Source organism: Neptuniibacter marinus (assembly GCF_965223595.1).
Taxonomy (GTDB): Bacteria; Pseudomonadota; Gammaproteobacteria; order Pseudomonadales; family Balneatricaceae; genus Neptuniibacter; species Neptuniibacter marinus.
In genome coordinates this window covers 2,543,775-2,570,090 of the sequence record NZ_OZ245004.1, presented here as the reverse complement: position 1 = coordinate 2,570,090, position 26,316 = coordinate 2,543,775, and the positions used below count along the sequence as shown (strand labels likewise).

General features: G+C 45.3%; 18 protein-coding genes and 1 CRISPR repeat array (1 of these 19 cut by a window edge). Of the genes, 10 read left to right on the top strand and 8 right to left on the bottom strand.

Going from position 1 to position 26,316, the window contains the following annotated elements:
• Nucleotides 1-3,045: direct repeats of the CRISPR family, unit length 29 nt; unit sequence GTGTTCCCCGTAAGCACGGGGATGAACCG (it extends 1,987 nt beyond the left edge of the window).
• An 11-nt stretch (nt 3,046-3,056) separates the two neighbouring features.
• From ACOQOE_RS12175 to ACOQOE_RS12165, 3 genes are all read left to right on the top strand, one after another.
• Nucleotides 3,057-5,612 (top strand): LPD5 domain-containing protein, encoded by a 2,556-nt coding sequence (locus ACOQOE_RS12175; protein ID WP_420555480.1) that lies wholly within the window; start codon nt 3,057-3,059, stop codon nt 5,610-5,612.
• Nucleotides 5,613-5,632: 20 nt separating this feature from the next.
• Nucleotides 5,633-7,462, top strand: a complete 1,830-nt coding sequence (locus ACOQOE_RS12170) for an LPD1 domain-containing protein (protein ID WP_420554122.1) — start codon at nt 5,633-5,635, stop codon at nt 7,460-7,462.
• A gap of 1,374 nt (nt 7,463-8,836) precedes the next feature.
• A complete protein-coding gene (locus ACOQOE_RS12165; protein ID WP_420553827.1) occupies nt 8,837-9,832 on the top strand; it encodes an IS110 family transposase in 996 nt (331 codons plus the stop codon).
• A 140-nt stretch (nt 9,833-9,972) separates the two neighbouring features.
• Here ACOQOE_RS12165 and ACOQOE_RS12160 read toward each other — a convergent pair whose 3' ends face one another.
• Both ACOQOE_RS12160 and ACOQOE_RS12155 read right to left on the bottom strand, forming a co-directional pair.
• The gene (locus ACOQOE_RS12160; protein WP_420554121.1) at nt 9,973-12,117 is read right to left on the bottom strand and encodes a methyl-accepting chemotaxis protein; all 2,145 of its coding nucleotides are present in this window, start codon (nt 12,115-12,117) and stop codon (nt 9,973-9,975) included.
• Between the two features lie 831 nt (nt 12,118-12,948).
• The gene (locus ACOQOE_RS12155) at nt 12,949-13,602 is read right to left on the bottom strand and encodes a DUF4253 domain-containing protein (protein WP_067869474.1); all 654 of its coding nucleotides are present in this window, start codon (nt 13,600-13,602) and stop codon (nt 12,949-12,951) included.
• Between the two features lie 520 nt (nt 13,603-14,122).
• Between ACOQOE_RS12155 and ACOQOE_RS12150 the strand changes: the two genes are divergently transcribed.
• Together ACOQOE_RS12150 and ACOQOE_RS12145 are read left to right on the top strand one after the other, a co-directional pair.
• A complete protein-coding gene (locus tag ACOQOE_RS12150) occupies nt 14,123-14,557 on the top strand; it encodes a hypothetical protein (RefSeq protein WP_420554120.1) in 435 nt (144 codons plus the stop codon).
• Nucleotides 14,558-14,564: 7 nt separating this feature from the next.
• A complete protein-coding gene (locus ACOQOE_RS12145; RefSeq protein WP_420554119.1) occupies nt 14,565-14,717 on the top strand; it encodes a hypothetical protein in 153 nt (50 codons plus the stop codon).
• Nucleotides 14,718-14,865: 148 nt separating this feature from the next.
• Here ACOQOE_RS12145 and fusA read toward each other — a convergent pair whose 3' ends face one another.
• On the bottom strand, nt 14,866-16,950 hold the full coding sequence (gene fusA, locus ACOQOE_RS12140) for an elongation factor G (protein ID WP_067869481.1): 2,085 nt from the start codon (nt 16,948-16,950) through the stop codon (nt 14,866-14,868).
• Between the two features lie 396 nt (nt 16,951-17,346).
• Between fusA and ACOQOE_RS12135 the strand changes: the two genes are divergently transcribed.
• On the top strand, nt 17,347-17,955 hold the full coding sequence (locus ACOQOE_RS12135) for a tRNA-(ms[2]io[6]A)-hydroxylase (protein WP_067869484.1): 609 nt from the start codon (nt 17,347-17,349) through the stop codon (nt 17,953-17,955).
• A 164-nt stretch (nt 17,956-18,119) separates the two neighbouring features.
• Here the strand turns inward: ACOQOE_RS12135 and ACOQOE_RS12130 are convergent, their stop codons facing one another.
• Both ACOQOE_RS12130 and ACOQOE_RS12125 read right to left on the bottom strand, forming a co-directional pair.
• Entirely contained in the window at nt 18,120-18,854 is a 735-nt protein-coding gene (locus ACOQOE_RS12130) for a UDP-2,3-diacylglucosamine diphosphatase (RefSeq protein WP_420554118.1), read from the bottom strand.
• Nucleotides 18,855-18,856: 2 nt separating this feature from the next.
• Nucleotides 18,857-19,393, bottom strand: coding sequence for a peptidylprolyl isomerase (locus ACOQOE_RS12125; RefSeq protein ID WP_420555479.1), 537 nt, complete (start codon nt 19,391-19,393; stop codon nt 18,857-18,859).
• Nucleotides 19,394-19,674: 281 nt separating this feature from the next.
• On the opposite strand from ACOQOE_RS12125, the gene ACOQOE_RS12120 reads away from it, so the two are divergent.
• Nucleotides 19,675-21,342 carry a glutamine--tRNA ligase/YqeY domain fusion protein gene (locus ACOQOE_RS12120; RefSeq protein ID WP_420554117.1) on the top strand — a complete coding sequence of 556 codons (1,668 nt, stop codon included), beginning with the start codon at nt 19,675-19,677 and terminating at the stop codon, nt 21,340-21,342.
• 93 nt (nt 21,343-21,435) lie between these two features.
• Here the strand turns inward: ACOQOE_RS12120 and ACOQOE_RS12115 are convergent, their stop codons facing one another.
• Nucleotides 21,436-21,984 (bottom strand): TetR/AcrR family transcriptional regulator, encoded by a 549-nt coding sequence (locus ACOQOE_RS12115; protein WP_067869495.1) that lies wholly within the window; start codon nt 21,982-21,984, stop codon nt 21,436-21,438.
• 118 nt (nt 21,985-22,102) lie between these two features.
• Here ACOQOE_RS12115 and ACOQOE_RS12110 point away from each other — a divergent pair, with 118 nt between their 5' ends.
• Together ACOQOE_RS12110 and ACOQOE_RS12105 are read left to right on the top strand one after the other, a co-directional pair.
• Nucleotides 22,103-22,741, top strand: coding sequence for a glutathione S-transferase family protein (locus ACOQOE_RS12110; protein WP_420554116.1), 639 nt, complete (start codon nt 22,103-22,105; stop codon nt 22,739-22,741).
• 700 nt (nt 22,742-23,441) lie between these two features.
• A complete protein-coding gene (locus ACOQOE_RS12105) occupies nt 23,442-24,449 on the top strand; it encodes a rhodanese-related sulfurtransferase (protein WP_067869502.1) in 1,008 nt (335 codons plus the stop codon).
• A gap of 63 nt (nt 24,450-24,512) precedes the next feature.
• On the opposite strand, the gene hisI is transcribed toward ACOQOE_RS12105, so the two are convergent.
• Entirely contained in the window at nt 24,513-24,935 is a 423-nt protein-coding gene (gene hisI, locus ACOQOE_RS12100) for a phosphoribosyl-AMP cyclohydrolase (protein ID WP_420554115.1), read from the bottom strand.
• Nucleotides 24,936-25,063: 128 nt separating this feature from the next.
• Between hisI and ACOQOE_RS12095 the strand changes: the two genes are divergently transcribed.
• Complete coding sequence (locus ACOQOE_RS12095; RefSeq protein ID WP_156473729.1) at nt 25,064-25,237, top strand: hypothetical protein; 174 nt, start codon at nt 25,064-25,066, stop codon at nt 25,235-25,237.
• A gap of 100 nt (nt 25,238-25,337) precedes the next feature.
• Here the strand turns inward: ACOQOE_RS12095 and ACOQOE_RS12090 are convergent, their stop codons facing one another.
• A complete protein-coding gene (locus ACOQOE_RS12090; RefSeq protein ID WP_420554114.1) occupies nt 25,338-26,210 on the bottom strand; it encodes an MYG1 family protein in 873 nt (290 codons plus the stop codon).
• Nucleotides 26,211-26,316 lie beyond the last annotated feature (106 nt).

The window sequence follows — 26,316 nt, the reverse complement described above, 5'->3', positions numbered from 1 at the left end:
GCTTGGACTCAATACCCTCCAAATCAGTGTTCCCCGTAAGCACGGGGATGAACCGCAAATCAAATAGTAACCCTACCGTATTGATGCGTGTTCCCCGTAAGCACGGGGATGAACCCCGAACAGAAAGGCCCGCCAGCATTACTTGATCGTGTTCCCCGTAAGCACGGGGATGAACCGCAGAGCGTCACCCCTAATAGTGACCATGGCAGGTGTTCCCCGTAAGCACGGGGATGAACCGACTTTGCTCATAAAGCTGTGTTCGCGGTTTGCGTGTTCCCCGTAAGCACGGGGATGAACCGCATTGACCAACCCACGGAGTTTAGGTTACAGTGTGTTCCCCGTAAGCACGGGGATGAACCGCACTTTTACGGCGTTAGAGTCCGTGAGCATGCGTGTTCCCCGTAAGCACGGGGATGAACCGGCAACAATGCGCTCCTCTTGGTTTTGTATTTGGTGTTCCCCGTAAGCACGGGGATGAACCGCGCACTTATAGCAGTGCATTTATCGCGCGGGGGTGTTCCCCGTAAGCACGGGGATGAACCGCAACGCTTACTTACAGCGTTTAAACACAAAAAGTGTTCCCCGTAAGCACGGGGATGAACCGTCCTCAGCGGCTAGCTTCATGCGTACTGAATCGTGTTCCCCGTAAGCACGGGGATGAACCGCACTTTCCTGTTGCTTTTATGATCGCGCGAAAGTGTTCCCCGTAAGCACGGGGATGAACCGAGATAAAAGTGGTTATTCGTTGCTTGGTCCGCGTGTTCCCCGTAAGCACGGGGATGAACCGTGCTTTTTTTATGTCCGAATACTTCCGAATAAGTGTTCCCCGTAAGCACGGGGATGAACCGATTGGAAACAGTCTCATGATGTATTGAATAAAGTGTTCCCCGTAAGCACGGGGATGAACCGCTTCCGCTTGATCCGCAGGAGTATTTAGAATTGTGTTCCCCGTAAGCACGGGGATGAACCGGGCGTTTTTATTTCTAATTAGACCGCGCTTTAGTGTTCCCCGTAAGCACGGGGATGAACCGACATCGGCCTTAATCATAGACATTCACAAGGTGTGTTCCCCGTAAGCACGGGGATGAACCGGAGATTAACGAAATGACTACTAAATATTTTTAGTGTTCCCCGTAAGCACGGGGATGAACCGTTTGAAGATGCTAAGCGAGCCAAAGGGTTAAAGTGTTCCCCGTAAGCACGGGGATGAACCGCTTATAAATAATCGGTATTGGATAAGCCGCAAGTGTTCCCCGTAAGCACGGGGATGAACCGCATTGAGAGGTGCTTTATATTTAACATGTTGCGTGTTCCCCGTAAGCACGGGGATGAACCGAGAACCAGAAGAAGATTATCATTCGCGTAAAAGTGTTCCCCGTAAGCACGGGGATGAACCGTCATTCGTGAGCCTGAAGAAGATTATCATGCTGTGTTCCCCGTAAGCACGGGGATGAACCGCGCTGCCGGTGCCAACGTGCGAGGCCAATTTGGTGTTCCCCGTAAGCACGGGGATGAACCGCAGGTCCCAAAACGCGGGATGCATTTTCCGGTGTGTTCCCCGTAAGCACGGGGATGAACCGGCCTTTGTATGCACGTACAATTAACCCCATGGGTGTTCCCCGTAAGCACGGGGATGAACCGCGTTGAGAGGTGCTTTATATTTAACATGTTGTGTGTTCCCCGTAAGCACGGGGATGAACCGCAGAACCCAGCCTAAAAAAAAGCCTGCAAAAAGTGTTCCCCGTAAGCACGGGGATGAACCGTATATTACCTAGTAGCATTAAACCAAACCCGTGTGTTCCCCGTAAGCACGGGGATGAACCGATATACACGACTTCAGACTTCGCCGCCGTTAGGTGTTCCCCGTAAGCACGGGGATGAACCGCTGGCTCGCCCTTGGTGTAATACTTATATAGTGTGTTCCCCGTAAGCACGGGGATGAACCGGGGTCAGCTTCAAAATATAGGTTTCCAGTTTCGTGTTCCCCGTAAGCACGGGGATGAACCGTTACCGGCTGGGCCATTCCCTTACCGTTAAGCGTGTTCCCCGTAAGCACGGGGATGAACCGGCCTCGCTGAATGAGCGCTGCTCCATATAGTCGTGTTCCCCGTAAGCACGGGGATGAACCGTGGTCTAGGTAGGTGATACTCCGGCGGTTTATGTGTTCCCCGTAAGCACGGGGATGAACCGAAATAGTACTAACTAGGCATCAAGTTAGAATAGTGTTCCCCGTAAGCACGGGGATGAACCGTTGGAACATATGTTTACGAGCATAGAACTAATGTGTTCCCCGTAAGCACGGGGATGAACCGAGAAAACCATTCCGGTTCAACAGTTTACGCCGGTGTTCCCCGTAAGCACGGGGATGAACCGATAGAATACGACAGTGGCCGCAAGCTGCGCAGGTGTTCCCCGTAAGCACGGGGATGAACCGGCGGATATTCGTTTGCGTCGCGCGGGGGGGATGTGTTCCCCGTAAGCACGGGGATGAACCGATTACGCATTTGCTGTAAATCTTTTTCTTTGTGTGTTCCCCGTAAGCACGGGGATGAACCGGAACCGATTGATTGTTCCTAGCGTTTGAATAAGTGTTCCCCGTAAGCACGGGGATGAACCGCAGTTCCCAGAATTCCTGTGCTGTCATGTAATGTGTTCCCCGTAAGCACGGGGATGAACCGGGTTAGCTGTCTTTAATGACTGGGTTGGCTGGGTGTTCCCCGTAAGCACGGGGATGAACCGGTCCCATTTATCGGCGTTGGCGTGGGTGGACAGTGTTCCCCGTAAGCACGGGGATGAACCGCTGCGCAACCGTCCGGTTCGGGCGATTATAAAGTGTTCCCCGTAAGCACGGGGATGAACCGCGAAACGCGAAACAATAACGAAAGAGGTTGTGCGTGTTCCCCGTAAGCACGGGGATGAACCGTGCTGGCTATGTTCCATGAATTCAACTTTGTAGTGTTCCCCGTAAGCACGGGGATGAACCGCCAGCTCATTGCTGGGCTGGCTTTATTTTGTTGTGTTCCCCGTAAGCACGGGGATGAACCGGCACCGGCCAGATAAACTTAGGCCGCGAACACACGCCTCCAGAATCCATACCTGCGGATTCTATTTATGACGGCGTTGGTGAAAACATCACAACGCGCCAAGCACCAAACGGCTTAGCGCTTCCTAATCAGTCATCGGTATCGCAAGAGCAAATCATAGACCAGCAGCGCGCTGATAACCCTGCAGCAATCCGCAAACCAACAATTGAACAGATAGATCAAGCAGCGCTAGAAACGGCAGAGGCACCAACAGAGGCCCAGATAGAAGCGGATAACTATAAGAAGGGTCGCATTAAAATCGCCGGTCTAAATATTGCCATTGAAAACCGCAAAGGGGGAACTCGATCTGGCACGGACGAGTCCGGTAAAAAATGGACTTCAACAATGGCCCATCATTACGGAGATATTAAGGGCTACAAGGGCGCAGACGGTGATGATATTGATGTGTTCATTGGTGACAATCCAGAATCCAACCAGTTGTTCATTGTTGATCAGATAGATCCTAAGACGGGCGCATTTGATGAACATAAGGTAATGATAGGCTTTAACTCTCTCGATGAGGCCAAAGCTGGATACCTTGCCAACTATGAAGAGAATTGGCAAGGCGCGGGTGAAATTACCGCCGTACCTGAAGCCGATTTTAAGCAGTGGCTTAAAGGAGATACAACCAAGCCTTACCGCCTACAGCCAAAAATTGCAGAAGGATTGGTATTTAGACCTAACGGCTCTCCATACAAAACCGAAAACGGCGCGACATTCAATCAGGCGTTTCGTAACAACAAAGGCGCCAAGGTTGTCAAAGTGCCTAATGGGTTTGCTGTTCAGCTGAAGTCTAATAATGTAACTAAAGCTGTCGAAGCAATGAAAACCGTTATCAATACTCATAGCGACATTCCTGCTGCTGTTCATCGCGAAGACATAGGCGATGTAGATTTTATCTGGGGTTCAGAAGGAGGGGCGCTAACAAAGACTGGCAAACGAAAGGGAGCCAAAGGAATAGCCCACATTATCGAAGCTCGTATGCGGAAAGATAACCTAAGTGAAGCGCAAGCTAATAATATTGCAGCAGAAATAGCAAGGGTCGTTGTGACGGGGGAGATATCAGGCCGAGTGAAGCAAAGTAACTCAGAGAATATGAGAATTACTGATGGAGTTCACACGGCAGTGTTATCAAAAACTGCTGATCAAAATGCGTGGCTGCTTACTGGCTGGGAAAATAATGAGGATTTGAGTTCCGGTGAAACTGGAAAGGGATATGACAAATCCAGCCCTACGCACATCAAGCCTACACTATCCCGTCCTGATGTGGTTGCGGAACCCATAAATAGTATAGATCAAGAATTAAGCAAAGATCAATCGGCAGATACAACCAAACCGGAAGAACCTGATTCAAGCGTGAATAAAGATCCCGTATCAACTATAGAGCCTGAAAACAAAATAGATGACTTCGGCGAGAAGATCGGCGGAGCTCGTAAAGATGTGTGGTCTAGTTTCCGTGAGTCCCTATCTGATGAGATCGACTCTAAGACCGTACCGTTAAGCAAATCATTCCCTGAGCCTAACTACGCCAAGCTTGCAGAGGAAGGCGCTGATCCTCAAGCGCTTGCGATGATTGCGCTGATGCGTAGCTATATTCCAAACAAGCCTCGGGTTAAATATAAAGTATCTTCGTGGGCAGCTAAGGTTGATTCCGTTAAGAGCTTTGCTCGCGATTTGATAGACGGAACTATTCCTGTTGAAGACATGCGCAGGCAGATGATGATTCGTAAGGGTGGCGGTGATCTATTATCCCTTGCGGAGACAGCGCCAGCTTTAGCAAAAGTAAATCCTGCTTTATATAAAGAGGCATCTAAATACAAAATCGCTTCCGGCAACTTCAGTATATTTAATGGAGAAAGGTTAGGTAAGCCTACTGATATGTACTTCATCGAGAAAGGGGGGCGCACTGATTACCGGACGGCATCCAAATCACTTGAAGATGTGCAGGCTCAGTATGTTGAGCTAATGAATAAGCTAGAGTCTGCTGAAAAAGGTAAGTCTGCAGGTAGAAAGAGTGCTATTGGTATTTACTCAAGCAGGCGTACCGGCAAAGTATTTATCGGCTGGAAAGGCGCATCGGGTGTACTTCAGATCAAAAGCGGTTTTGACTCACCAAAAGAAGCGCGCGCCTATCTTGGCGAGAACCGTGAAGAGCTAGAAACTAAGCTGGCAGAGATCAAGAAAACCCCATCTATGCGCCGCTCTGTGAACGCTCGCCGCGAGGGGCCTGAGCGAAGAGAAGGTAACGTAACCTCTGAGCAGTTTGCTGATGCGTTTGGTTTTCGTGGTGTAGAATTTGGTAATTGGGTAGAGAACAGCAAGCGCCAGCAGGATTTGAATGAGGCTTATGATGGTCTTATTGATCTTGCCGAGATACTGGAAATCCCACCTAAAGCACTGTCTTTGAATGGCGAGCTCGGCTTGGCGTTTGGTGCGCGAGGCAAAGGAGGGAAGGACTCAGCCGCTGCGCATTATGAACCTGGCAGCATCGTTATTAACCTAACCAAGAAGGCTGCCCCGGATCGTTAGCGCATGAGTGGTGGCACTCATTGGATAACTATTTTAGCCGTATGCGCAAAGACAAGCTGGGATATACGACTGATCGCCCTTATGAGCTACAAGACAAGTCTGTACGCCCTGAAGTATTAGCAGCATTTAAAGATGTAATGAAGGCAGTTAATATGTCTGATCTTCCATCTCGTGCGGCTGAACTGGATAAGACCAAGAGCAAGGCGTACTGGGCGACAAATGTTGAAATGTCTGCTCGCTCCTTTGAAAGTTTTGTTATTAGCAAACTGAAAGAGCAAGACATATCGAATGACTACTTAGCTAACATTGTAAGCAAAGAGTATTGGGATGCTTCTGAGTCGCTAGGACTTGAGGATGGTGGGTCGTACCCTTATCCGACCGAGATAGAGATGAGCGGCATCAATAAAGCTTACCAAGCTCTCTTTGATACCATTCAAACAAAAGAAACGGACTCAGGTGTCGCTCTCTTCTCCCGGAAAGCTTCTGATTCTACCGGCAGCACTAGGGTCAACAAGGTATCTAGCGCCGCTCTTACTATGGACGCTGTGGAACGGGCTACGACTCTCATTGCTGTCAGACTCAGAATCCGGGGTGTCAAATTCTCCGTTGTCGAATCTGAGAATCTTCTCCCTAGTAGTCTCAAAGCCCAAATAGCGGCGGACGGCGCGGAAGGTCAGATTAAAGCGGTTTATCATAACAAGGCTATCCATATCATTGCTGATCGTATGCAGAACGAAACTGATATTGAAGAAGCGATCCTGCATGAAGCTGCTCATTATGGCGGGCGTATGCTGTTTGGTAAAGAGATGCATAATGCATACCGTAAGCTTTGGATGAAGCTGGGAGGAATTAAGGGGTTAAGGGGGCGGGCTAAAGAGGCCGGTCTCGGTGATGCCCTTGAGCCGTATATAAAAACGGCTGAAGATCTTCTGGCAAAAGGTGAAATCTCATCTGCTGACAGGGCTAGATTCTTGGTTGATGAATTCCTTGCTCACATGAATCAGCGGAAAGCTCATGACGGATTACCGAAGCTCATCCTTCGGGCAGTTCAGGAATTTATGGGGGCTATTCGTAACTGGCTTCGCAAGAACAAGCTAATGAAGCTTGAGCAGTTATCGGATTCAGACCTTCAGTATTTACTGAAACGAATTACAGAATCTACTAGGGAGCAAGCTCCGGACGCAGATAAGCCGCACTTTATGCGAGTGAGTGAGCAAGAAGAAATGTCTATGATATTTTCTGACATGGCTGAGCAATTGGGAGAGGAGCTTGCTGAAGCGCTGGAGTTGAATAAAGAAACCCCCGCAGCTCAATGGGTTGCCGCATCTGCTAATGCCGATGGCATTAACCTGACTTCAACCCGCTCTGCGAGGGCCGTAAACAGATTAGCCGAAGATATTGAAAACTTCAACTCACCCAATAAAAACACAGATGGCGAACAGCCAATGTTTAGTCGAGATTCCGGCCCCGTAGAGTCCGGCTTTGCCATTCCTGATGAAACCTTAGTAAGCGCCGGTATTCGGAAGATAGCCGACAAATTTAAAGTACTGAAAGATCTGCAGAAGAATATTAGAGAAGCCGGGCAAGAGATTGATGAAGCCGCTGATGCTTATTTGGCTGAAGAGTTATTCCACGGCAAAGCAGAGAACGATTTGCGCCAAATGCGTGAAACCTTTGTTGAACCGCTTGCTAAAAAAATGGCGGGATTCGGAATAACTCAAACCCAGCTTGATGAGTATCTTTATGCCAAGCATGCAGAAGAGCGAAACGAGTATATAGCCTCGATAAACCCTGACATGCAAGATGGCGGCTCAGGGCATGACGAATACAGAAGCCCAGGAAATTATTAATGATATAGTGTTCCCCGTAAGCACGGGGATGAACCGCCTATTTGCTTGGGGGGGTGACCATTGGCGATGTGTTCCCCGTAAGTACAGGGGGAAGCCGTTCACTGCCGCACAGGCAGCTTAGAAAGTCTTTAAATAAATTAAATTCAAGTTGAGTGCGTTCACTGCCGCACAGGCAGCTTAGAAATAGTAACCCAGCAACAAAAGTAAACGTACTAGGTTCACTGCCGCACAGGCAGCTTAGAAAGATTGGTTGAAGCGACAATATCCCAGCCTCGAGTTCACTGCCGCACAGGCAACTTAGAAACGGGCTTTGTAACAGAGCATCATTGAATTTTTTGGGATTTGGGAACAGCTTAATAATTTGGTTTTTAAGGTCCTCGAATTCGAGGACTTTAAAAGAGAGGCGGGTCTTAACAGCTTTACCTTAACCCCGAAACAATGGATAAAAACCGGGACTGAGTGGAATGCTTATCTGGAGTGATAACGTGAAGGGGGTTTTTGTATCGCAAAAAGGATGACCCCGAGCAGTAAGTAGATGGTGGCTCGCTCCGCCGTGCCACCGGCCAGCAGCTCTTTGGTCGCACCTCGGAGTGCTATAGGCTGCTAGGCAGAACATAATTATAGGATAAAAAAGCAATGGCGGGAACTCAAGAAATTATAAGTATCGACTATGATAGGTAACTTAGAAACGGGCTTTGTAACGGAGCATCATTGAATTTTTTGGGATTTGGGAGTAGCTGAATAATCCTGACTTTAAACCCGTCGAATTCGATGGGTTTAAAAAAGAGGCTGGACTTAATAGCTTCACCCTAGCACTCAAGCAGTGGATCGAATCGACCAATGCTAAAGGGCTGGTTTCCAGGCGAGGCCGTTATGGTGGCACCTTCGCGCAAAAAGATATTGTCTTTGAGTTTGCCAGCTAGATCTCTGTTGAATTCAAGCTCTATCTGATTAAAGAGTTTCACTGCTCACAGGCAGCTTAGAAAGGTAGTGCTTCGCTCGCACTCTAATTCGTCTAGGCACCCGTTCCGGGCGCGCCTACAGGGAGAGATTGTCTGTAGGAGGCCAACCTTTGGCCGAAGGGTTATGTGTTGCTTGGGTTAAGTGTGTAATTTATTCGCTCACAGGGTGGGCTCCTTGTATGTTTAACCTCAACGATTATTTATCATTGGTAATCGTTTCTGGGGAAGCCGCCCGCTCCTTGAAGCAGGTTAATTCTGACTTTGTATGTAGAGGGGCTCCCCACCTCTTTACTAGTTCGAAGAGTATCATGAAGCTAGTACTAGACTTCGCATCACAAGGTTGAGCCAGTATAAAGTGCGAGGTTGGGGAACCAGAAGCCATTCTAGCAATTCAACGTTATGGAGTCAGCTTGTGAGTACGTTTTCCGGTATTGATATCAGTGCAAGATCATTCGATCTAGTCATTAAAAGTGGAAACTCTATTGGTAAAGCACAAGCTTTCAAGCAACACCCTGATGACTTCGAGCGCGCTGCTAAAATTTTAAAGAAAAACAAGGTAATACTTGTTGTGATGGAAGCAACAGGAATCTATCACTTAGATTTAGCTGTCCATCTTGTAAGTGCAGGTATCACTGTTGCTGTGATTAATCCGCTGAGTAGCAAGCGCTTTGCTGAGTTGAAATTATCACAAACCAAAACCGACGCAGCTGATGCGGCCTTGTTAGCAGAATATGCGGCGGTTATGAAACCAGAACCTTGGGCCCCACCAAAATCAGAGTATATGGCGCTCAAAGATATTGGACGCCAGATTAACCGTATAACAAAAGATAAGGTAAAAGCGAAGAATCGACTGCATGCGCTTCAGTCCAAAAACAGTCCCGCTATTCTGATTGAAGACTTGGAAGAGAGTGTTTCTTTTTATGAGAGCCGCATTGACCGCCTATCTATAGCGGCGCTCAACATCATTCAAAAAGATGAGAAATTGGCTCTTGTCTTTGAATGCATGATTGCGGCCAAAGGGGTCGGTCAAAGCAGCGCTATCGCCATTCTTGCAGAATTTGTTGTACTGCCAAAAAACATGAAAGCTAAGCAGGTTACCCGTTACTGCGGCCTGGATATAAGAACTCATCAATCGGGAACCAGTGTTCGAGGTGCTGCACGAATAAGTAAAGCAGGGAACGCATACTTAAGATCGGCACTCTATATGCCTGCACTGTCAGCGTCTCGTTACGATGATAATGTTCATGAATTTAGAGAGCAGCTAGTTTCTCGGGGAAAAACAAAGATGCAGGCAATTGTAGCTATCATGCGTAAGTACGTAACGGGATTATGGACTGTTTACCGTCAATGCGAAGCTTTTGATTCTGATAAATTATTCAATTTCAGTGAAAAAAAGCTTGAGCATTAACAGAGTATCTACATGGGATTATTTTTTGTGGGATGGCTGCGTAATTCTTTCGCTCACAGGGTGAGCTCCTACACCGGACGTGCATGTAGGAGGCCAGACTTTATGCCAAGGGTGTCTGGCCGAATGGGCTTGAGCGCGCGTTATGCGCTGACTTGGAACACACTGACCAACTGATTGAGCTTGTTGGCGGTATTTTTCACGGAGGTGGAGCGTTCTTGCAGCGTGCTAATCGAACCATTCATCTGTTCTGCGGAGACGCCTACCCGTCGGGCGGCATCACCGTGACGCTGGCTGTTATCATTTAGCTGTTTGATGGCTAAAAACATATGTTCCACAAGATTGTGTAAGGATGTGTTTTCATTCGAGGCTTGTTCAGTTTTTCTTAAATTACGATCAACCTCTTGAACCCCGGATTCCATAAAGTCCACGGCGCTTTGAGTTTCTTGCTGAATCCCTTCGATCATCTGCTGAATCTCATTCGCTGAATCGGCGGTGCGATGGGCCAAGCCGCGAACTTCTTCCGCAACAACGGAAAAGCCTCGGCCATGTTCACCTGCTCGGGCTGCTTCAATGGCGGCATTAAGAGCCAATAAATTGGTTTGGTTGGTGATGTCGCTAATAACACCAATGATCTTACCAACTTCAACGGTACGGCTATTGAGAGAGGTAACCTGTTTCGCCGATGTTTCAACGATGTTGCGAATATCTTCCGTTCCGGAGCGTACCGATTCAAATTGTTGACGGGCTTCTGACACTACTGCATCCATTGCTTTTTTGAGGGATTCAGCGGTGTTAGAGGCTTGACCAATTTCAGTCAGTTGTTCTTCGAGCAGTACCAATATTTCCTGAATTGCATCGCTGACCTCAGCCGACACTTGATACGCCTCTTTATTAGTATCGAGCATCGCTTGGTTGGTCTGTTTAACGTCGCTACTGGAGGTAATGACTTGGCCAACAATACCATCCAGGCTATCAATAAAACTATTGATCCAACGGGCCATATCACCTGTTTCATCGGCGACCAGTTGGTGGGCTTCTATTCGTTGTCGCAGGTTACCTTCACCTTCGGCAATGGTGCGAATCACCTTGGTCATATCATCAAGTCGGGATGCTAATTTGTTGGTGCTGAGTTTAGGGAACAGCAGGGTAGTAACCAGTAACAGTAGTAGCGATACGGCATCAATCGCATATTGCGGTAGCTCAGTGAAGGTATGCAGGGCGCTGTTAATGCCCAGAATCGCCGCGGCGGTGAAGCCAAAGCCTTTCATTAAACTTAGATTGATCGAGCGGCGACGATAGACCTCTTCTAAATCACTTTCGCACATCATACCCCAGCGGTCGGGGGAGCCTTTTAGTTGAAAGGTTACTCCCTTGCCGATTACCGGAATGTGACGATAATCAGAATAACCTGGGTAGGTGATAAATAGATTTTCACCGTTACGAATGGTCTCGCGCACGCCGGGATGGAGTTGGCCGGTGGCTGGATCGGTAAACCGTAGCTCTAGTTCGGTATGGCGTCGAACACTGACTGTACCCCAGCCGGTGTGGATGCCACTTTTTAAGTTTTCGCCGTGGGAGAACGTGTTATCTTCAAACCGAGAGCGCGATAACGCTGTACCCGGCTCGATATTCCGGTCGAAATGAGAATCGACCATAAAAATATAGTTATCACCGGATTCAGGATAAATATGGCCTGCTTCCCGTTGGATCAGGTCACCGAGAACATCATTTGGTACGCGACCACAAATGGCCCCGACAGGCTCACCATTTTGCTCAAGGGGTTGGTAGAACATCAGCGTAACTTCATCGTGGAAGTTAGAACTTGAGGCACCAATATCTAGGGTGAGAGAATCGGTGTAAGGGCCATGTAAAAACTGTTTTTTTACGCCTTGAGTCCATGCAGCGTTGGCAAGGTCGGATGCGCCTATATGATTGTGATGGGTCGAACTGATGACGGTACCTTGAAGGTCGATAACAAACAGCTCAGAAAAATCACGGTTCGCTTCTAGACGTTGGTTGAGCCACGACTGATCAATATTGTCAAAGCTAGGGCCAAGGTGTTCAGCGAGAAAGGCGAGCTGATCCCATTGGTTTTCTACCCACTGATTAAGAATTTTTACTCGAGTGGCAGCAATACCTTCAAAGGTTTGTTCCACTGATGAATAGGTATGGCGGTTTAGAAAGCAGGATTTATACATCGCAAACTTGCCTGTGCTGCCAAACCAGTTAAGCCACTTTCGCTCCTTCGGGCTGAGGTCCATTGAACTACTTTTAAGTTGAGTCATGACTGCGACTACCCTCAAACAGTGTAAATAGATATAATTAATTATACCAAAGCAAATAATATGCCATTGAATTGAATGGTGATAAATTCAAAAGAGAAACTCCCTGGAAGAGCCCATTTTTCGCGAGCTTCGTGGCATATGGAGCATTTTTTTGGTGCGTGCCGTAAGAACGGTTAAATTATTCGTGCGCTAAATTGGTGCGGCGTGATATATGTGTGGGAGGCCTGCTTTTATGTCCGACGGGTACTGGCCGAAGGGTTGTATTTTTGTTGGGTAGGATGTGAAATTTATTCAGGTGCTTTTGTGGATTTTTACACGTAATTCTTTCGCTCACAGGGCAGGCTCCTACACTGGGCGTGCATGTAGGAGGCCAGCCTTTATGCTCGGAACGAGTGTCTGGCCGAAGGGTTGTGCGTTGATCGGGTTAAGTGCGTAATTTATTCAGGTACTTTTTCGGATTTCTGCACGTAATTCTTTCGCTCACAGGGTGAGCTCCTACACCGGACGTGCATGTAGGAGGCCAGCCTTTATGCTCGGAACGAGTGTCTGGCCGAAGGGTTATGTGTTATCGGGTTAAGTGCGTAATTTATTCAGGTGCTTTTTGTGGATTTTTACACGTAATTCTTTCGCTCACAGGGCAGGCTCCTACACTGGGCGTGCATGTAGGAGGCCAGCAGCCTTTATGCTCGGAACGAGTGTCTGGCCGAAGGGGGTTGTGTGTTGATTGGGTTAAGTGCGTAATTTATTCAGATGCTTTTTGTGGATTTTTACACGTAATTCTTTCGCTTGTTATCCGTTCCGAGCATAAAGAGCTGAGCCTCTACGAAGGGATTAATCCCACCAAAAATACCAGCTGTCGTGGTTGATTAGCATAGATGCGAGTTTAGCGACGCTTTCGACGCCTTGGTCTACGATGTCGTTGCAGTAAGCGTATTGCTGCCAAGCGAGTGCCATCGCGTCTTCTTCGGTTGTGGGTGGGTTGCTAATATGGGCTTCGATCAGGTCATTGCTGACGGCAACGATCTGTGCGCCGTACGCTTGCTGCCAGTGTTTCCATATAGCGCAGTGGATCTCTGGGGTAGGGCATTGGTTCCAGCCGCCAAAATTGAAGTAAGCAGGTATTTTCCAGTTACGGTCTGTCTTTATTTTTGCGCCGATTAAGTCGTTGATCGGCTCGTCCGTCATAATGTCTTGGGCTAGGCTGAAGCTTTGCTTCTCTTTTGATTCGCCTTGCCAGGTGCCGGTAATTACGGGGAGGTCAATTTCGCCTTTTAGTGTATTGAGCTGTTCTGTTAGCCAGATATTGGGGTTGATCAATGTTGAGGCTTTGATGATCTCTTTTGGGCTGTTCTGGCGGGATTCTATGGCGTCTTCGATGTAGGTTAGATCTTCTTGGGTACCGCAGACGATAACCTTGGTGTCTTTGCCGCAGGATTTAATTGCTTTGTTATAAGCGGTTGTGGCGTCAAGGTTAATAAATTTCATAAGATGACTCTAAGTTTTAATGTTGTTTGATGCATGAAATCTAAAAAGCCGCAGTGACTTTATCATATAGGTTCATTGCTTATTGGGCTTTTTATTGTATGTTCAGTTATTAAGTCGATTCTTTTCTTTAATACTTATCATAACAATCTCTGTGGTGCATGCGTTTTGTCATGTGGTAATGCCGCTGAAAGCAGGTCAGACCGATGCATTGTACGTAAGAATTACGCGTAACTAAATATCTTAGGTGGATGTACATCCGTTTTAATTTTTCTTTTAAGGGGTGAATATAAATTCCACTAGAAAGGCATCCACGTTATCGAAGAAGAGTGGATTATAAAGAAGAGTAGTGGGGGTATCTGTCGAAATTACGTGGGTATAATAAGGTGCTTTCTCGTGTGTAATGGCGCTTATTTAAGGGTAAAAAATTACTACCAAAGGCTTATGCAATACCGTACTATTCTATAAATAATAATCATTTGCATTTAAGCTATAGTATTGTTTTAAGTTGGAGGAACAATTAATGATAAAAATGCTAGGTGTGTTGAGTTTTGCGGTATTGACGAGTGTAACTGCGCAAGCAAGTTGTGATTACACCCCCAATAAAGATGAGTTTGCATTTAGTTTTACGGCTTATGGTGCAAAAGATAAGTCATATGCTGTGACCAATAATACGTTTACGAAGTATGAGCTTTCTTCTGAAAGCGGTAAATTATTGAATGCTGCAATTGATATTGATGCGACGTCTTTAGATACGTCTAGTGATTTAAACAATGGGCAAGGTGGCTTGTGGCCAGAGAGCATGGCGTCTGTTCGTAATAATAATGTAGTGACAGGTTTATTTAATAACTTTGTAAATCCTGGCAAAGTCATGGCTAAAATTGGTGCGCTGGATGCTAGTGTTGTGGGTCTTGATGTCACTATGAATGGTGAAACAAATAGAGTCCCAATGACCTGATGGTGTATTGTCGGCAGAAGATACCTTGGATATTTTGGATTATAATGGCGTTGATGCATTTAAGCAGTTTTCACGTATTTGCCGTGCATGGCATAAAGGTAAATCTTGGTCTGATATTGTCATTAAGTTTAGCGTACCTGTTACGGAGTCAGGTTGTTAACTGTTTAGATCGTTAACATGTCATGTTCGAAGTGATAGTAACGCGTCGATATGCTGGCCTTTTTTTGTGGAGGGGATGATTTTTCTATTGTTATAAAAAAGCCCGATGATCTCTCATCGGGCTTTTTGTTGTGCGTTAAGTAATTAGATTACTTAGCTGCGTTCTTTTCTTTAACGTCAGCAATGACAGCTTCAGCAACACTTGATGGGCAAGCGCTGTAGTGAGAGAACTCCATAGAGAACTGACCACGGCCGGATGTCATTGTACGTAAGTGTCCGATATAACCGAACATTTCAGATAGAGGTACGTCAGCTTTAATACGAACGCCTGAACCTGCAGTTTCCTGACCAGAGATCATGCCGCGACGACGGTTAAGGTCACCGATTACATCACCTACGTGATCTTCTGGCGTGAACACGTCAACTTTCATGACAGGTTCAAGAAGCTGTGCGCCAGCTTTAGGTATAGACTGACGGAATGCGCCTTTTGCAGCGATTTCGAAGGCTACAGCAGAGGAGTCAACCGCGTGGAAACCACCGTCGAAAAGCTCTACTTCAACGTCTAGTACTGGGAAGCCCGCTAGAACACCTTGTTCCATCATGCTGCTAAAGCCTTTTTCCACTGCTGGGAAGAATTCTTTAGGTACGTTACCGCCCACAACTGTTGAAGTAAACGTGAAGCCAGAATTTGGCTCACCTGGTTTGATACGGTAATCGATTTTACCGAACTGACCAGAACCACCAGACTGTTTCTTATGGGTATAAGAATCTTCAATCTCTTTAGTGATTGTTTCGCGGTAAGCTACTTGTGGCTCACCAACAATTAGGTCAACGCCGTAAGTACGTTTAAGGATATCTACTTTGATATCTAGGTGAAGCTCGCCCATACCACGTAGGATGGTCTGGCCGCTGTCTTCATCTGTGTGTACTAGGAATGTTGGATCTTCTGCAACCATTTTACCAATGGCGATACCCATTTTCTCTGCGCCTGCTTTATCTTTAGGCTCAACAGCGATAGAGATTACTGGCTCAGGGAATACCATAGCTTCAAGCGTACATTCATGCTTAGGATCACAAAGAGTGTGACCTGTTTGTACGTTTTTCATACCTACGATAGCGATAATGTCGCCCGCTTGAGCGGAATCAAGCTCTTTACGCTCATCGGCTTCCATTTCACACATACGACCTACACGCTCAGTTTTACCTGTGAACGAGTTAAGAATAGTGTCGCCTTTCTTCAATTTACCGGAGTAAATGCGGATAAAGGTAAGGGCACCGAAACGGTCATCCATGATTTTGAATGCAAGAGCACGGAATGGCTCATCAACAGATACAGTTGCTACTTCACCTGTTGGCTCACCTAGTTCATCGGTTAGATCCTGTGGAACAACTTCTGTAGGTCCTGGTAGGTAGTCAACAACGGCATCAAGGATTAGTTGGATGCCTTTGTTTTTAAATGCAGAACCACAGTAAGTAGGGAAGAACGCTAGCTCAAGTGTACCTTTACGGATGCAACGTTTGATCTCTTCAGTAGAAGGAACTTCGCCTTCCATGTAAGCCATCATTAGGTCGTCATCTTGCTCAACCGCTGTTTCGATAAGTTGATCGTGATACATATCAACGTCATCCACCATGTCGGCAGGCACGTCTTCAACTTTGAAGTTTTCAGGAAGACCTGTGTCATCCCAAACGTAAGCTTTCTTACTTAGAACATCAACAACACCAACGAAGTCATCTTCACGACCGATAGGTAGAGTCATAACAAGTGGTTTAGCCGCAAGTACGTTCTCTATCTGGTCAACAACTTTAAAGAAGTCAGCACCAAGGCGGTCTAGTTTGTTAACAAAGATGATACGGGAAACACCGGATTCATCAGCATAACGCCAGTTAGTTTCTGATTGTGGTTCAACACCACCAGAACCACAGAATACGCCGATGCCGCCATCAAGTACTTTTAGAGAACGGTATACTTCAACAGTGAAGTCAACGTGTCCCGGAGTATCGATTACGTTCATACGGTGATCTTTCCAGAAAGTGGTGATCGCCGCTGATTGAATAGTAATACCACGCTCAGCTTCCTGCTCCATGAAGTCAGTAGTTGACTCGCCTTCATGAGTTTCGCCTAGCTTATGGATTTTACCCGTAAGCTTTAGGATACGTTCTGTTGTAGTGGTTTTACCCGCATCTACGTGCGCGAAAATACCGATGTTTCTGTACTTGGATAGGTCTGTCATCTCTTTACTCGACTATGTGAGGTCCTAAAATTGCGCGTCAGTATACAGTCTTTTTTATTACTTTTCGAAGAAAAATTACAAGTAAATTGAGCTTTTGATTAGTTTTTTTTATCTGAAAAGTTTATTACTAAGTTGATGCGAGGAACTGTGGCGTTTTTAGCGCATTACAAAGGAGAAAGAGGGGGTATGGAGGAGTCGGTTTTTAGTCTAGAAAATAGGCTGGTTTTTATAGTGCTGTTCTTTACCTGTTTGCTAAGCCTATACGTGAAGAACACTGAGTTTAGTCAATTTATTTATGATTTGAGCTTTTTCTCTGTTGGTTGAATGGTGCATGAGTATTCATGGGCCGCTATAATGCGCCCTCATTTTAGTTTGTATAGTAGTGAGTCAATATAGATGGATGCTCTTGATGAGATCAAAGAATTTTTAGCTTGTGAAACTCCTGATTTATGGATTCAGGCGGCACTGGCCAATCAGGATATTTTATTGATCGACCATGCGCACTGTGAGAAAAAAGCGGCTTCTACTGCAATGCGTTTGATGTTTCGTTATGTTGACCGTATTGATCTGCTTAATAAAATGTCCCGTTTGGCGCGAGAGGAGTTGATCCACTTTGAGCAGGTTCTGGCGATTATGCAGGATCGCGGTATTGTTTATGAGCATATGTCATCGGCTCGTTATGCGGGAGGTATGCTTAAAAAGGTGCGTACGTATGAGCCTGGGCATTTGATCGATTTACTTATCGTTGGGGCTTTTATTGAAGCGCGTTCTTGTGAGCGTTTTGCCAAGCTTGCCCCGCATTTAGATGATGAGCTAGCTAAGTTTTATCGTTCTTTGCTTAAATCGGAAGGACGTCATTATCAAGATTATCTTGGTTTAGCTGAAGAGTATGCGGGTGAGCCTATTGAGGACCGCATTCAAGTCTTTAGAGAGGTGGAACAGAACTTAGTTGAAAGTGATGACGATGAGTTTCGTTTTCACAGTGGTAAGCCTACTTTTATGTAGTTATTTATGTAGTTATTTATGTAGTTATTTATGTAGTTATTTATGTAGTTATTTATGTAGTTATTTATGTAGTTATTTATGTATTTACTTATATCGCTATTTATATAGTCATTTGATTGGCGGATGATGAGGTCAGTAATCAACCGCTGCTCGTTGGCCTGTGTTTAGATAACGTCGGCAATCTTAAAGCTTATAAGATCGTATTTATCAGGGTCAACTTTTAGATACCAGCCCAACGCTTCCCAATCGCCTAAGACAATTCTTGTCGCTTCATTACCTTCTATTGTTAGGTTATGTATAGCTGGTCGATGGGTATGCCCGTGAATCATGAGCTTAACATGGGCTTCATTGAGCTGTTTATTGACTTCATCTGCATTAACATCGGTAATGTACTCATCTTTTTCGGCAGTGCGCTCTTTGCTTGTGGCACGCAGTTGCTTAGCCAATGCGATGCGCTCCGCGATCGGTTTGCTGAGGATCTCATGTTGCCATGCGGGGTTGCGCACCATTGCGCGGAACTGCATATACTCTTGATCATCAGTACAGAGTTGATCGCCATGAAGGATAAGCGCATTGCCAATAGGTAGCGAGTGAACTATCTGCTCCGGCAAAAGCTCGGCGCCGATACTATTAGTAAATGCTTTGCCGACTAAAAAGTCACGATTGCCATGCTGAAAGTAAATTTTGGAGCCGGAATCGCTAAGTTGTTTTAGTTGAGAAACTAAAGGCTCAATGCCGGGCACGGGAGCATCGTCACCGATCCAAGCATCAAAGATATCACCTAAAAGGTAGAGTGCATCCGCGCCTTGGGCTATGTGTGATAAAAAATATGAAAACGCCCGAGAGAGATCCGGGCGTTCGGGCTTCAGATGTATATCTGAGATAAAATAAACAGACATGCTTACTCTTCGGTGCTTTCTGCTTTTGCTTTAGTCTCAGCGTTTTCATCTACGAGTTCGGCTGATTCTATAATGATGTCTTCTACAGGGACATCTTGATGGCCAGCGCGAATTGTCGTTGCTGCTGCTTTTAGTTTGTTAACAACATCCATCCCATCTACAACTTTACCGAAGACCGTATAACCCCAGCCTTCTGTTGTTTTAGCTGAGTGATCAAGAAACGTATTGTCTGATACGTTGATAAAGAATTGTGCAGATGCGCTGTGTGGATCCATTGTCCGCGCCATTGCAACAGTGCCTGTTGAATTAGAAAGCCCGTTATCGGCTTCATTTTCAATTGTTTCGCGGGTTACTTTTTGAACCATGCCAGGTTCAAATCCACCACCTTGAAGCATAAAACCGTTAATTACGCGGTGAAAAATTACACCATCGTAAAAACCATCGGTTACATATTGTTCAAAGTTTTCTGCTGTTTTTGGGGCTTTTTCGTAATCAAGCTCTAAGGATATGTCACCAAAATTGGTATGGAGAATTATCATCGTTATAGTGTCCACTTCTTCGCCTTTAACCGGGCCATTATACTCAAGTCGAAAAGAAACGCATCTTTGTTTGTTCTTTAGGAGTAACTCTAAAGGCAATAGTTGCTTCTGTATAAGGGAAGAAACCAAATAATCTAAAAATTGATTAATTTGTTTGTTTGTTCTCTGCCATTTGTATAGAGCATCCGTTTATAATGGGGCAACTTTTTACTCGCCTTTAGGTTTATTCGTATATCAGGGCGATACAGAATTCATGCTATTCCAGGATTAAGACGCTACCTATGAGCACAACAGAAAGCAGCAAACCAACGAACTTCATCCATCAAGTGATAGAACAGGATCTGGAGCAAGGTAAAAACGACGGTAAAGTGGTTACCCGTTTTCCTCCAGAACCCAATGGTTACTTGCATATTGGTCATGCTAAATCTATCTGTCTGAATTTTGGAACAGCCGAAAAATATAAAGGCGGCTGTAATCTGCGTTTTGATGATACAAATCCAGAGAAAGAGAGCCAAGAGTATATCGACTCTATTATTGAAGATGTGACTTGGCTTGGTTTTAAGTGGCAGGGTGATATCTGCTACACCTCTAATTACTTCGATCAACTTTATACGTGGGCTGTTTATCTTATTAAAGAAGGTAAAGCTTATGTCTGTGATTTGGGGCCGGATGAAGCGCGTGAGTATCGTGGTAACTTCACTACACCGGGTAAAGATAGCCCTTATCGTAACCGTAGCGTTGAAGAGAATTTGGCGCTGTTTGAAAAGATGAAAAACGGTGAGTTTGCCGAAGGTGCGTGTTCTCTACGCGCTAAAATAGATATGCAATCGCCTAATATGAATCTACGTGATCCGATGATCTACCGTATTATTCATACCAGCCATCATCAAACTGGGGATAGATGGTGTATCTATCCTATTTATGATTTTGCCCATGGCCAGTCTGATGCGATTGAAGGTGTGACACACTCTATCTGTACCTTAGAGTTTGAAGATCATCGCCCACTTTACGAATGGTTTCTAGATAACTTACCGGTTCCTGTTGTTCCTAAACAGTATGAGTTTTCCCGTTTAGAGCTTAACTATACTATTACCAGTAAGCGTAAGCTTAAACAGCTGGTGGATGATAATAAGGTGACTGGTTGGAATGATCCACGTATGCCGACAATTTCAGGCTTGCGTCGTCGTGGTTATACCCCCGCATCTTTACGCAACTTCTGCGACATGGTCGGTGTTACGCGCTCTAATGGCGTGGTTGATATGGGCATGCTTGAAGCTGCAGTGCGCGAGGATCTGGATAAAAATGCACCTCGGGCTATGTGTGTTGTGCGTCCATTAAAAGTCACGATCACTAATTATGATGAGGCGTTGGAGGAGTGGTTTGAGCTACCTAAACATCCTAAAGATGAAACGATGGGTATGCGCAAAGTTCCATTTACACGTAATCTGCTGATAGAGCAGGATGACTTTGCCGAAGTGCCACCACGTAAGTGGAAACGTTTAACTCAAGGTGTAGCCGTTCGTTTACGTGGTGCATACGTAATCACTTGTGATGAAGTGATTAAAGATGCAGAGGGTAATGTAGTAGAGCTGAAATGCTCATACGACCCTGCGACTAAGGGCGCTAATCCAGAAGGTTATAAACCTAAAGGGGTTATCCATTGGGTGTCAGCTGATAACTCTGTCCCATGTGAAGTACGCGAATATGATCGTTTGTTTACAGTGGAAAATCCAGAAGCTGATAAAGAGCGTGACTTTAATGAATTTATCAATCCAGAGTCACTCGTGGTAGTAACCGGCGGGCGCTGCGAGAGTGGTTTAGCGGATGCGGCAGTTGAAAGTCGCTACCAATTTGAACGGACTGGTTATTTCTGTGTTGATGCTGATTCGACCGCCGACAAATTAGTCTTTAACCGCACTGTGACCTTACGAGATTCTTGGGGTAAGTAAAACACTTGCTCTAAGGTTGGGTACACGATAAAAAACGGTCTCTTTAAGAGGCCGTTTTTTTATGCACCTATCAGGCTAGCTCCGATTGAACAGTTAAGCATTAACGCCCTCACGGCAGGCAGTGAGCAGGCGTTCGGCAAAATCATCCTCGTTAACTGCACGTGCAATGGCTAAGCCTCCAATCATCAGTACCGCTTTTTTCATCGCTTCTTTTTCGCTCAGGGCTTTTTCCGCGTTATTCAATTCATGAATGTTATTAATAAAACCTTTCAGCACGCGGGTATAGGTCGACCGTACGTTGTCATCACGTTGATGGATATCGGTGGTTAAAAACGCAAGGGGACAGGAGAACTCGCCTTGTCGATGTTTATCGCTTAAATAGGTTTGAATAATATCAGCTAGCTTAAAGCCTGATTGCTCTAAAGTGTAACTTTTAGCAAGTTTGGCAGCCGTTAAAATAGCTTCGGCATAGAGCTCACTTTTAGACGTAAAGTGGTTGTAAAATGCGCCTCGCGTGAGGCCCGCATGTTTCATCACATCGTTAATGGCCACGTTATCAAAACCATTTTTGGTAAAAAGTTGTGCAGCGCTGTTAATGATCTTTTCGCGGCTTGTGTTTTTTTGTTCTGTTGTCCAACCCATTAGCTATCCCTCCTCGCTTGCGTTAAATGAGTATGGCATAGGTTTAAAATATGTTCTTGAACATATTGTGCTAGTTACTACAGTGGTACCTCATTATTCATAAAACTGGAGTACAGTTATGACTGCACCTATTAAAATTTACGGCCCCTCTTTTAGCACATTTGTACGTAGTGTCATGATGGCATGCGAATTTAAAGGACTCGCTTATGAAGTTACGATAGAGGTTAATGGTGAAGAGGTTGGCTTTCATACCGCGGGTCATAAAGCGATTCACCCTTACACTAAATTTCCTGTTTTATTAACGGAACAAGGCCCAATTGCTGAGACTGTCGCGATTTTGCATTACTTAGAGAATGCATACGGTGGTACACCCCTTTATCCAACAGATGCTTTTGCCCAAGCACAGGTTGAGCAGTGGAGTGGTATTAGTGGTATTTATGTGGATTTTTATATTGTTCGTAAAGTGCTTGTGGAGTTTATTTTTCCTAAAGGTGAAAATGGTTCAGTCCGTATGGATAAAGTAGAAGCGGCACTGCCTAAGGTTGAAAGCGCTTTGGCGATTGTTGCTGAACAGTTAGCCGAGCAGCCTTATCTTTGTGGTGATGATCTAACGGCAGCCGATTTGATTTTGATTCCAATTATCGACTATATCGAAAAAGCGGATGTAGGTAAGCCCCGCGTAGCTGAGCATGCAAATCTATTAGCCTATATTAATAGAATACGTAAAGAAGCATTCGCTAAAGATATTCTTAGCTAGAGTATTCTCTTGTAGAAGGCCTGCCACTGGCCGAAGAACGGTGTTTTGATTGGGCTTGGAGGTGTAATTTATTCGGGTGCTTTTTTCTTATTCCTGCATGTAATTCATTCGCCCACAGGGTGGGCTCCTATATGGGATTATTTTTTTGTGGGATGGCTGCGTAATTCTTTCGCTCACAGGGTGAGCTCCTACACTGGGCGAGCATGTAGGAGGCCAGCCTTTATGCTCGGAACGAGTGTCTGGCCGAAGGGTTATGTGGTATCGGGTTAAGTGCGTAATTTATTCAGGTGCTTTTTGTGGATTTCTGCACGTATTTCTTTCGCTCACAGGGTGGGTTCCTACACTGGACGTGCATGTAGGAGGCCTGCCACTGGCCGAAGAACGGTGTTTTGATTGGGTTTGGAGGTGTAATTTATTCGGGTGCTTTTTTCTTATTCCTGCATGTAATTCTTTCGCTCACGGGGTGGGCTCCTACACTAGGCGTGCATGTAGGAGGCCAGCCTTTATGCTCGGAACGAGTGTCTGGCCGAAAAAATCTTCCATAGATAGTATGTGCGCTTCCTTTACGAATGCTTTAAAATCCGCTTTCTGAGTCATTTTCTCGGTATTCAGGTAGGTGTTCCTACATCTCGTTTGCTACGTGGCCCGAAGGGCTGCCTCTATTTTGCGTTGGGATTACGCCCCAATTAGCGGAGTTTATATGTCTAATCAAGATCAGCAGGGCAACAATATTGTTGTTTGTGCGTTGTATAAGTTTGTCACCCTAGAAAATTATGAATCTTTACGTCAGCCCCTGCATGATTGCATGCTCGAGGCGGACGTAAAGGGTACCTTGCTACTCGCCGCCGAAGGTATTAATGGTACGATTGCCGGTACTCGTCAGGGAATTGACCAAGTACTTAATTGGTTACGCCAAGATGAGCGCTTATCGGATGTAGGGTATAAAGAATCATTTGATACCACTAACCCGTTTATGCGGACCAAGGTTAAGTTAAAGAAAGAGATTGTAACCATGGGGGTTGAAGGTATCGACCCTAAGCGTGTGGTAGGTACCTATGTGAAGCCGAAAGATTGGAATGCGTTAATCTCTGATCCTGATGTTGTATTAGTTGATACACGTAATGATTACGAAGTGGCGATTGGCACTTTTGAAAACGCTTTAGATCCTGAGACAAAAACCTTCCGTGAGTTTCCTGAGTATGTTTCTAATAATTTAGATCCTGAAAAGAATAAAAAGGTGGCGATGTTTTGCACGGGTGGTATCCGTTGTGAAAAGTCCACAGCCTACTTAAAAGAACAGGGCTTTGATGAGGTTTACCATCTTGAAGGGGGGATTTTAAAATACCTTGAAGAGGTGCCTGAAGCGGAATCTATGTGGAAAGGGGACTGCTTTGTTTTTGATGGACGAGTTTCTGTTAAGCATGGTCTTGAAGTTGGAGATTATGATCAGTGTCACGCGTGCCGTATGCCGATTACTGAGGAAGAAAAGCAGTTAGATAGTTACGAACGTGGTGTCAGCTGTCTTCATTGTATAGAAACCATGACTGATGAGCAGAAAAGCCGTTTCAGGGAGCGTGAACACCAAGTTCAGTTAGCGAATGCCCGTGGCGAAGCCCATTTAGGGGGGGAAGTTCAGGATGCGGTTAAAGCCCACCGAGAAGCTAAAGAAGCTTACCGTGAAGCACAGAAAAATCGTTCTAATAGCTAAAAATTTACCTATAAAAAACCACGCTATTGCGTGGTTTTTTTATCTTTATAGATCACAAAAAACTTATTCTGCGCAACAAGGCTCGGCGATAATCTCTATTTTGTCGCCTTTGACGGCATGATAAAAACAGTTTGGACGTTCAGTATGGCAGGCCGGTCCTGACTGATCGACTAGACAAAGTAAGGTATCGCCATCGCAATCAATGCGCATCTCAACTAGGTTTTGTACGTTTCCAGAACTTTCACCTTTACGCCAGAATGCTTGACGTGAACGTGACCAGTAGCATACATGGCCTGTCTTTAGTGTTTCTTCAATGGATGCGCGGTTCATCCACGCCATCATTAAGACTTCACCTGTTTCATTTTGCTGAGCGATAGCTGGAATTAAGCCGTCCTCATTAAAACGTAAATTATCTAAGGCTGAGGTTAGATCTGTTTGAGCGCCTATTTTTAAGGACTCTAAATCGTAGTAAAAGTTGTTTTTCATAATCTCTTTCATCTATGCAAGCTGATCTTGTGCGCATCATATCACAAGGTGCTTTTTAGCTAAGGAATAAAGATTGAATTTTTACCTCATCTTGTACTCAAAGGATAAGATAGCCAGTGGATATGAATATGCGTATTAGTTTGTTAGTGTTTATTGTAACGGTGTTGATAACTTTATTTTTCGGGCGCTACTGTTCATCGTTTATGGATGGTCAAGCTGATCTGCAAGATATCCTATCAACACAATCGATCTATGCGGATAATGGAAAAGCGAGTGAGCGAGGGGGAGATTGTTCTTCATAGCCTTACTTAGTGAATTCCACTAAGCAAAAGTTTATAAAAGGAGGAGACTTACCCTTTTATAAACATCCGCAGAGACGATTTGTTAGTATTTAGAGTTTTTTTAAGCGTCCTCAAGCGCCATAGAAGCCATCTTCATTGCACTTTCAAATGATTTTGCACCAGCAACAAATAGTCCATTATGACAAAACATAGCATCATCAATACCGGTTACATCTTGAAGTGCCTTGTCAGATAAGCCCGCCCAAGGTTTAGGGAGTGACTTTCTATCTTCAAATGAACCTAGTTCAGCAGGGACAGTTTGAATTCTCCATTGACCAGAATCTGATGGATAGACCATATATAACGCCTCTTTAGATAAGGCGTGTACTGTTCTTTTCCATGGTGTGTATTTTTCTAATACGATCACTCTTGGATCTTCTGCATTCTCAATCGCTTCAGCCACAATTGACTTAGCGCTAATACCACCGTTAGTCGTTGCAATAAAGCGTGTTAAAACACGTGATGCAAAATCAACCGCTTCATCAAAGCAGCTATCAAAGTGGCTGTCTTCTTGCCATGTAGGGTTAAACATAGAGATTGTTTGGCTAAGGCTAATACCTGTCGCAACGCCCTCTACATGGCCGCAATCGATCGCGTCAATAGTTGATACTAAACCTGCATCGACAGAGTCAGCAACTTCTTGGTTCCCTTTACATATCTCTAAACCATATTTCTGCCAAATCAACCCAAATGAAGAGTAGGGAATACCATTATCACGTGCACCTGCGCCGCCTCGCTGATGATGATCAAAACGGCCTGTGTTTGGGTCATATTCACCCCCCACATCAATCGCAAGGTCAGCTTGAGCGATCAACGCCAAATCCCGTGTGCGTATCAGTGTTAACGACGGGAAAATGTTCTTAAGGGCAGCGATACTGAAAACGTCATCTGCATGAAAGTTACCGCTGTGTGTTGCTACCGTTATATCAGTCATTAGTTTTTATCTTATAAAAGAAGAATAGAGGGTGATTAAGCTTACTGCATGGCAGTCCCATCTTGAGGGCATTTAATCAGTAAAATCATAGGGGCGATCCTATAGG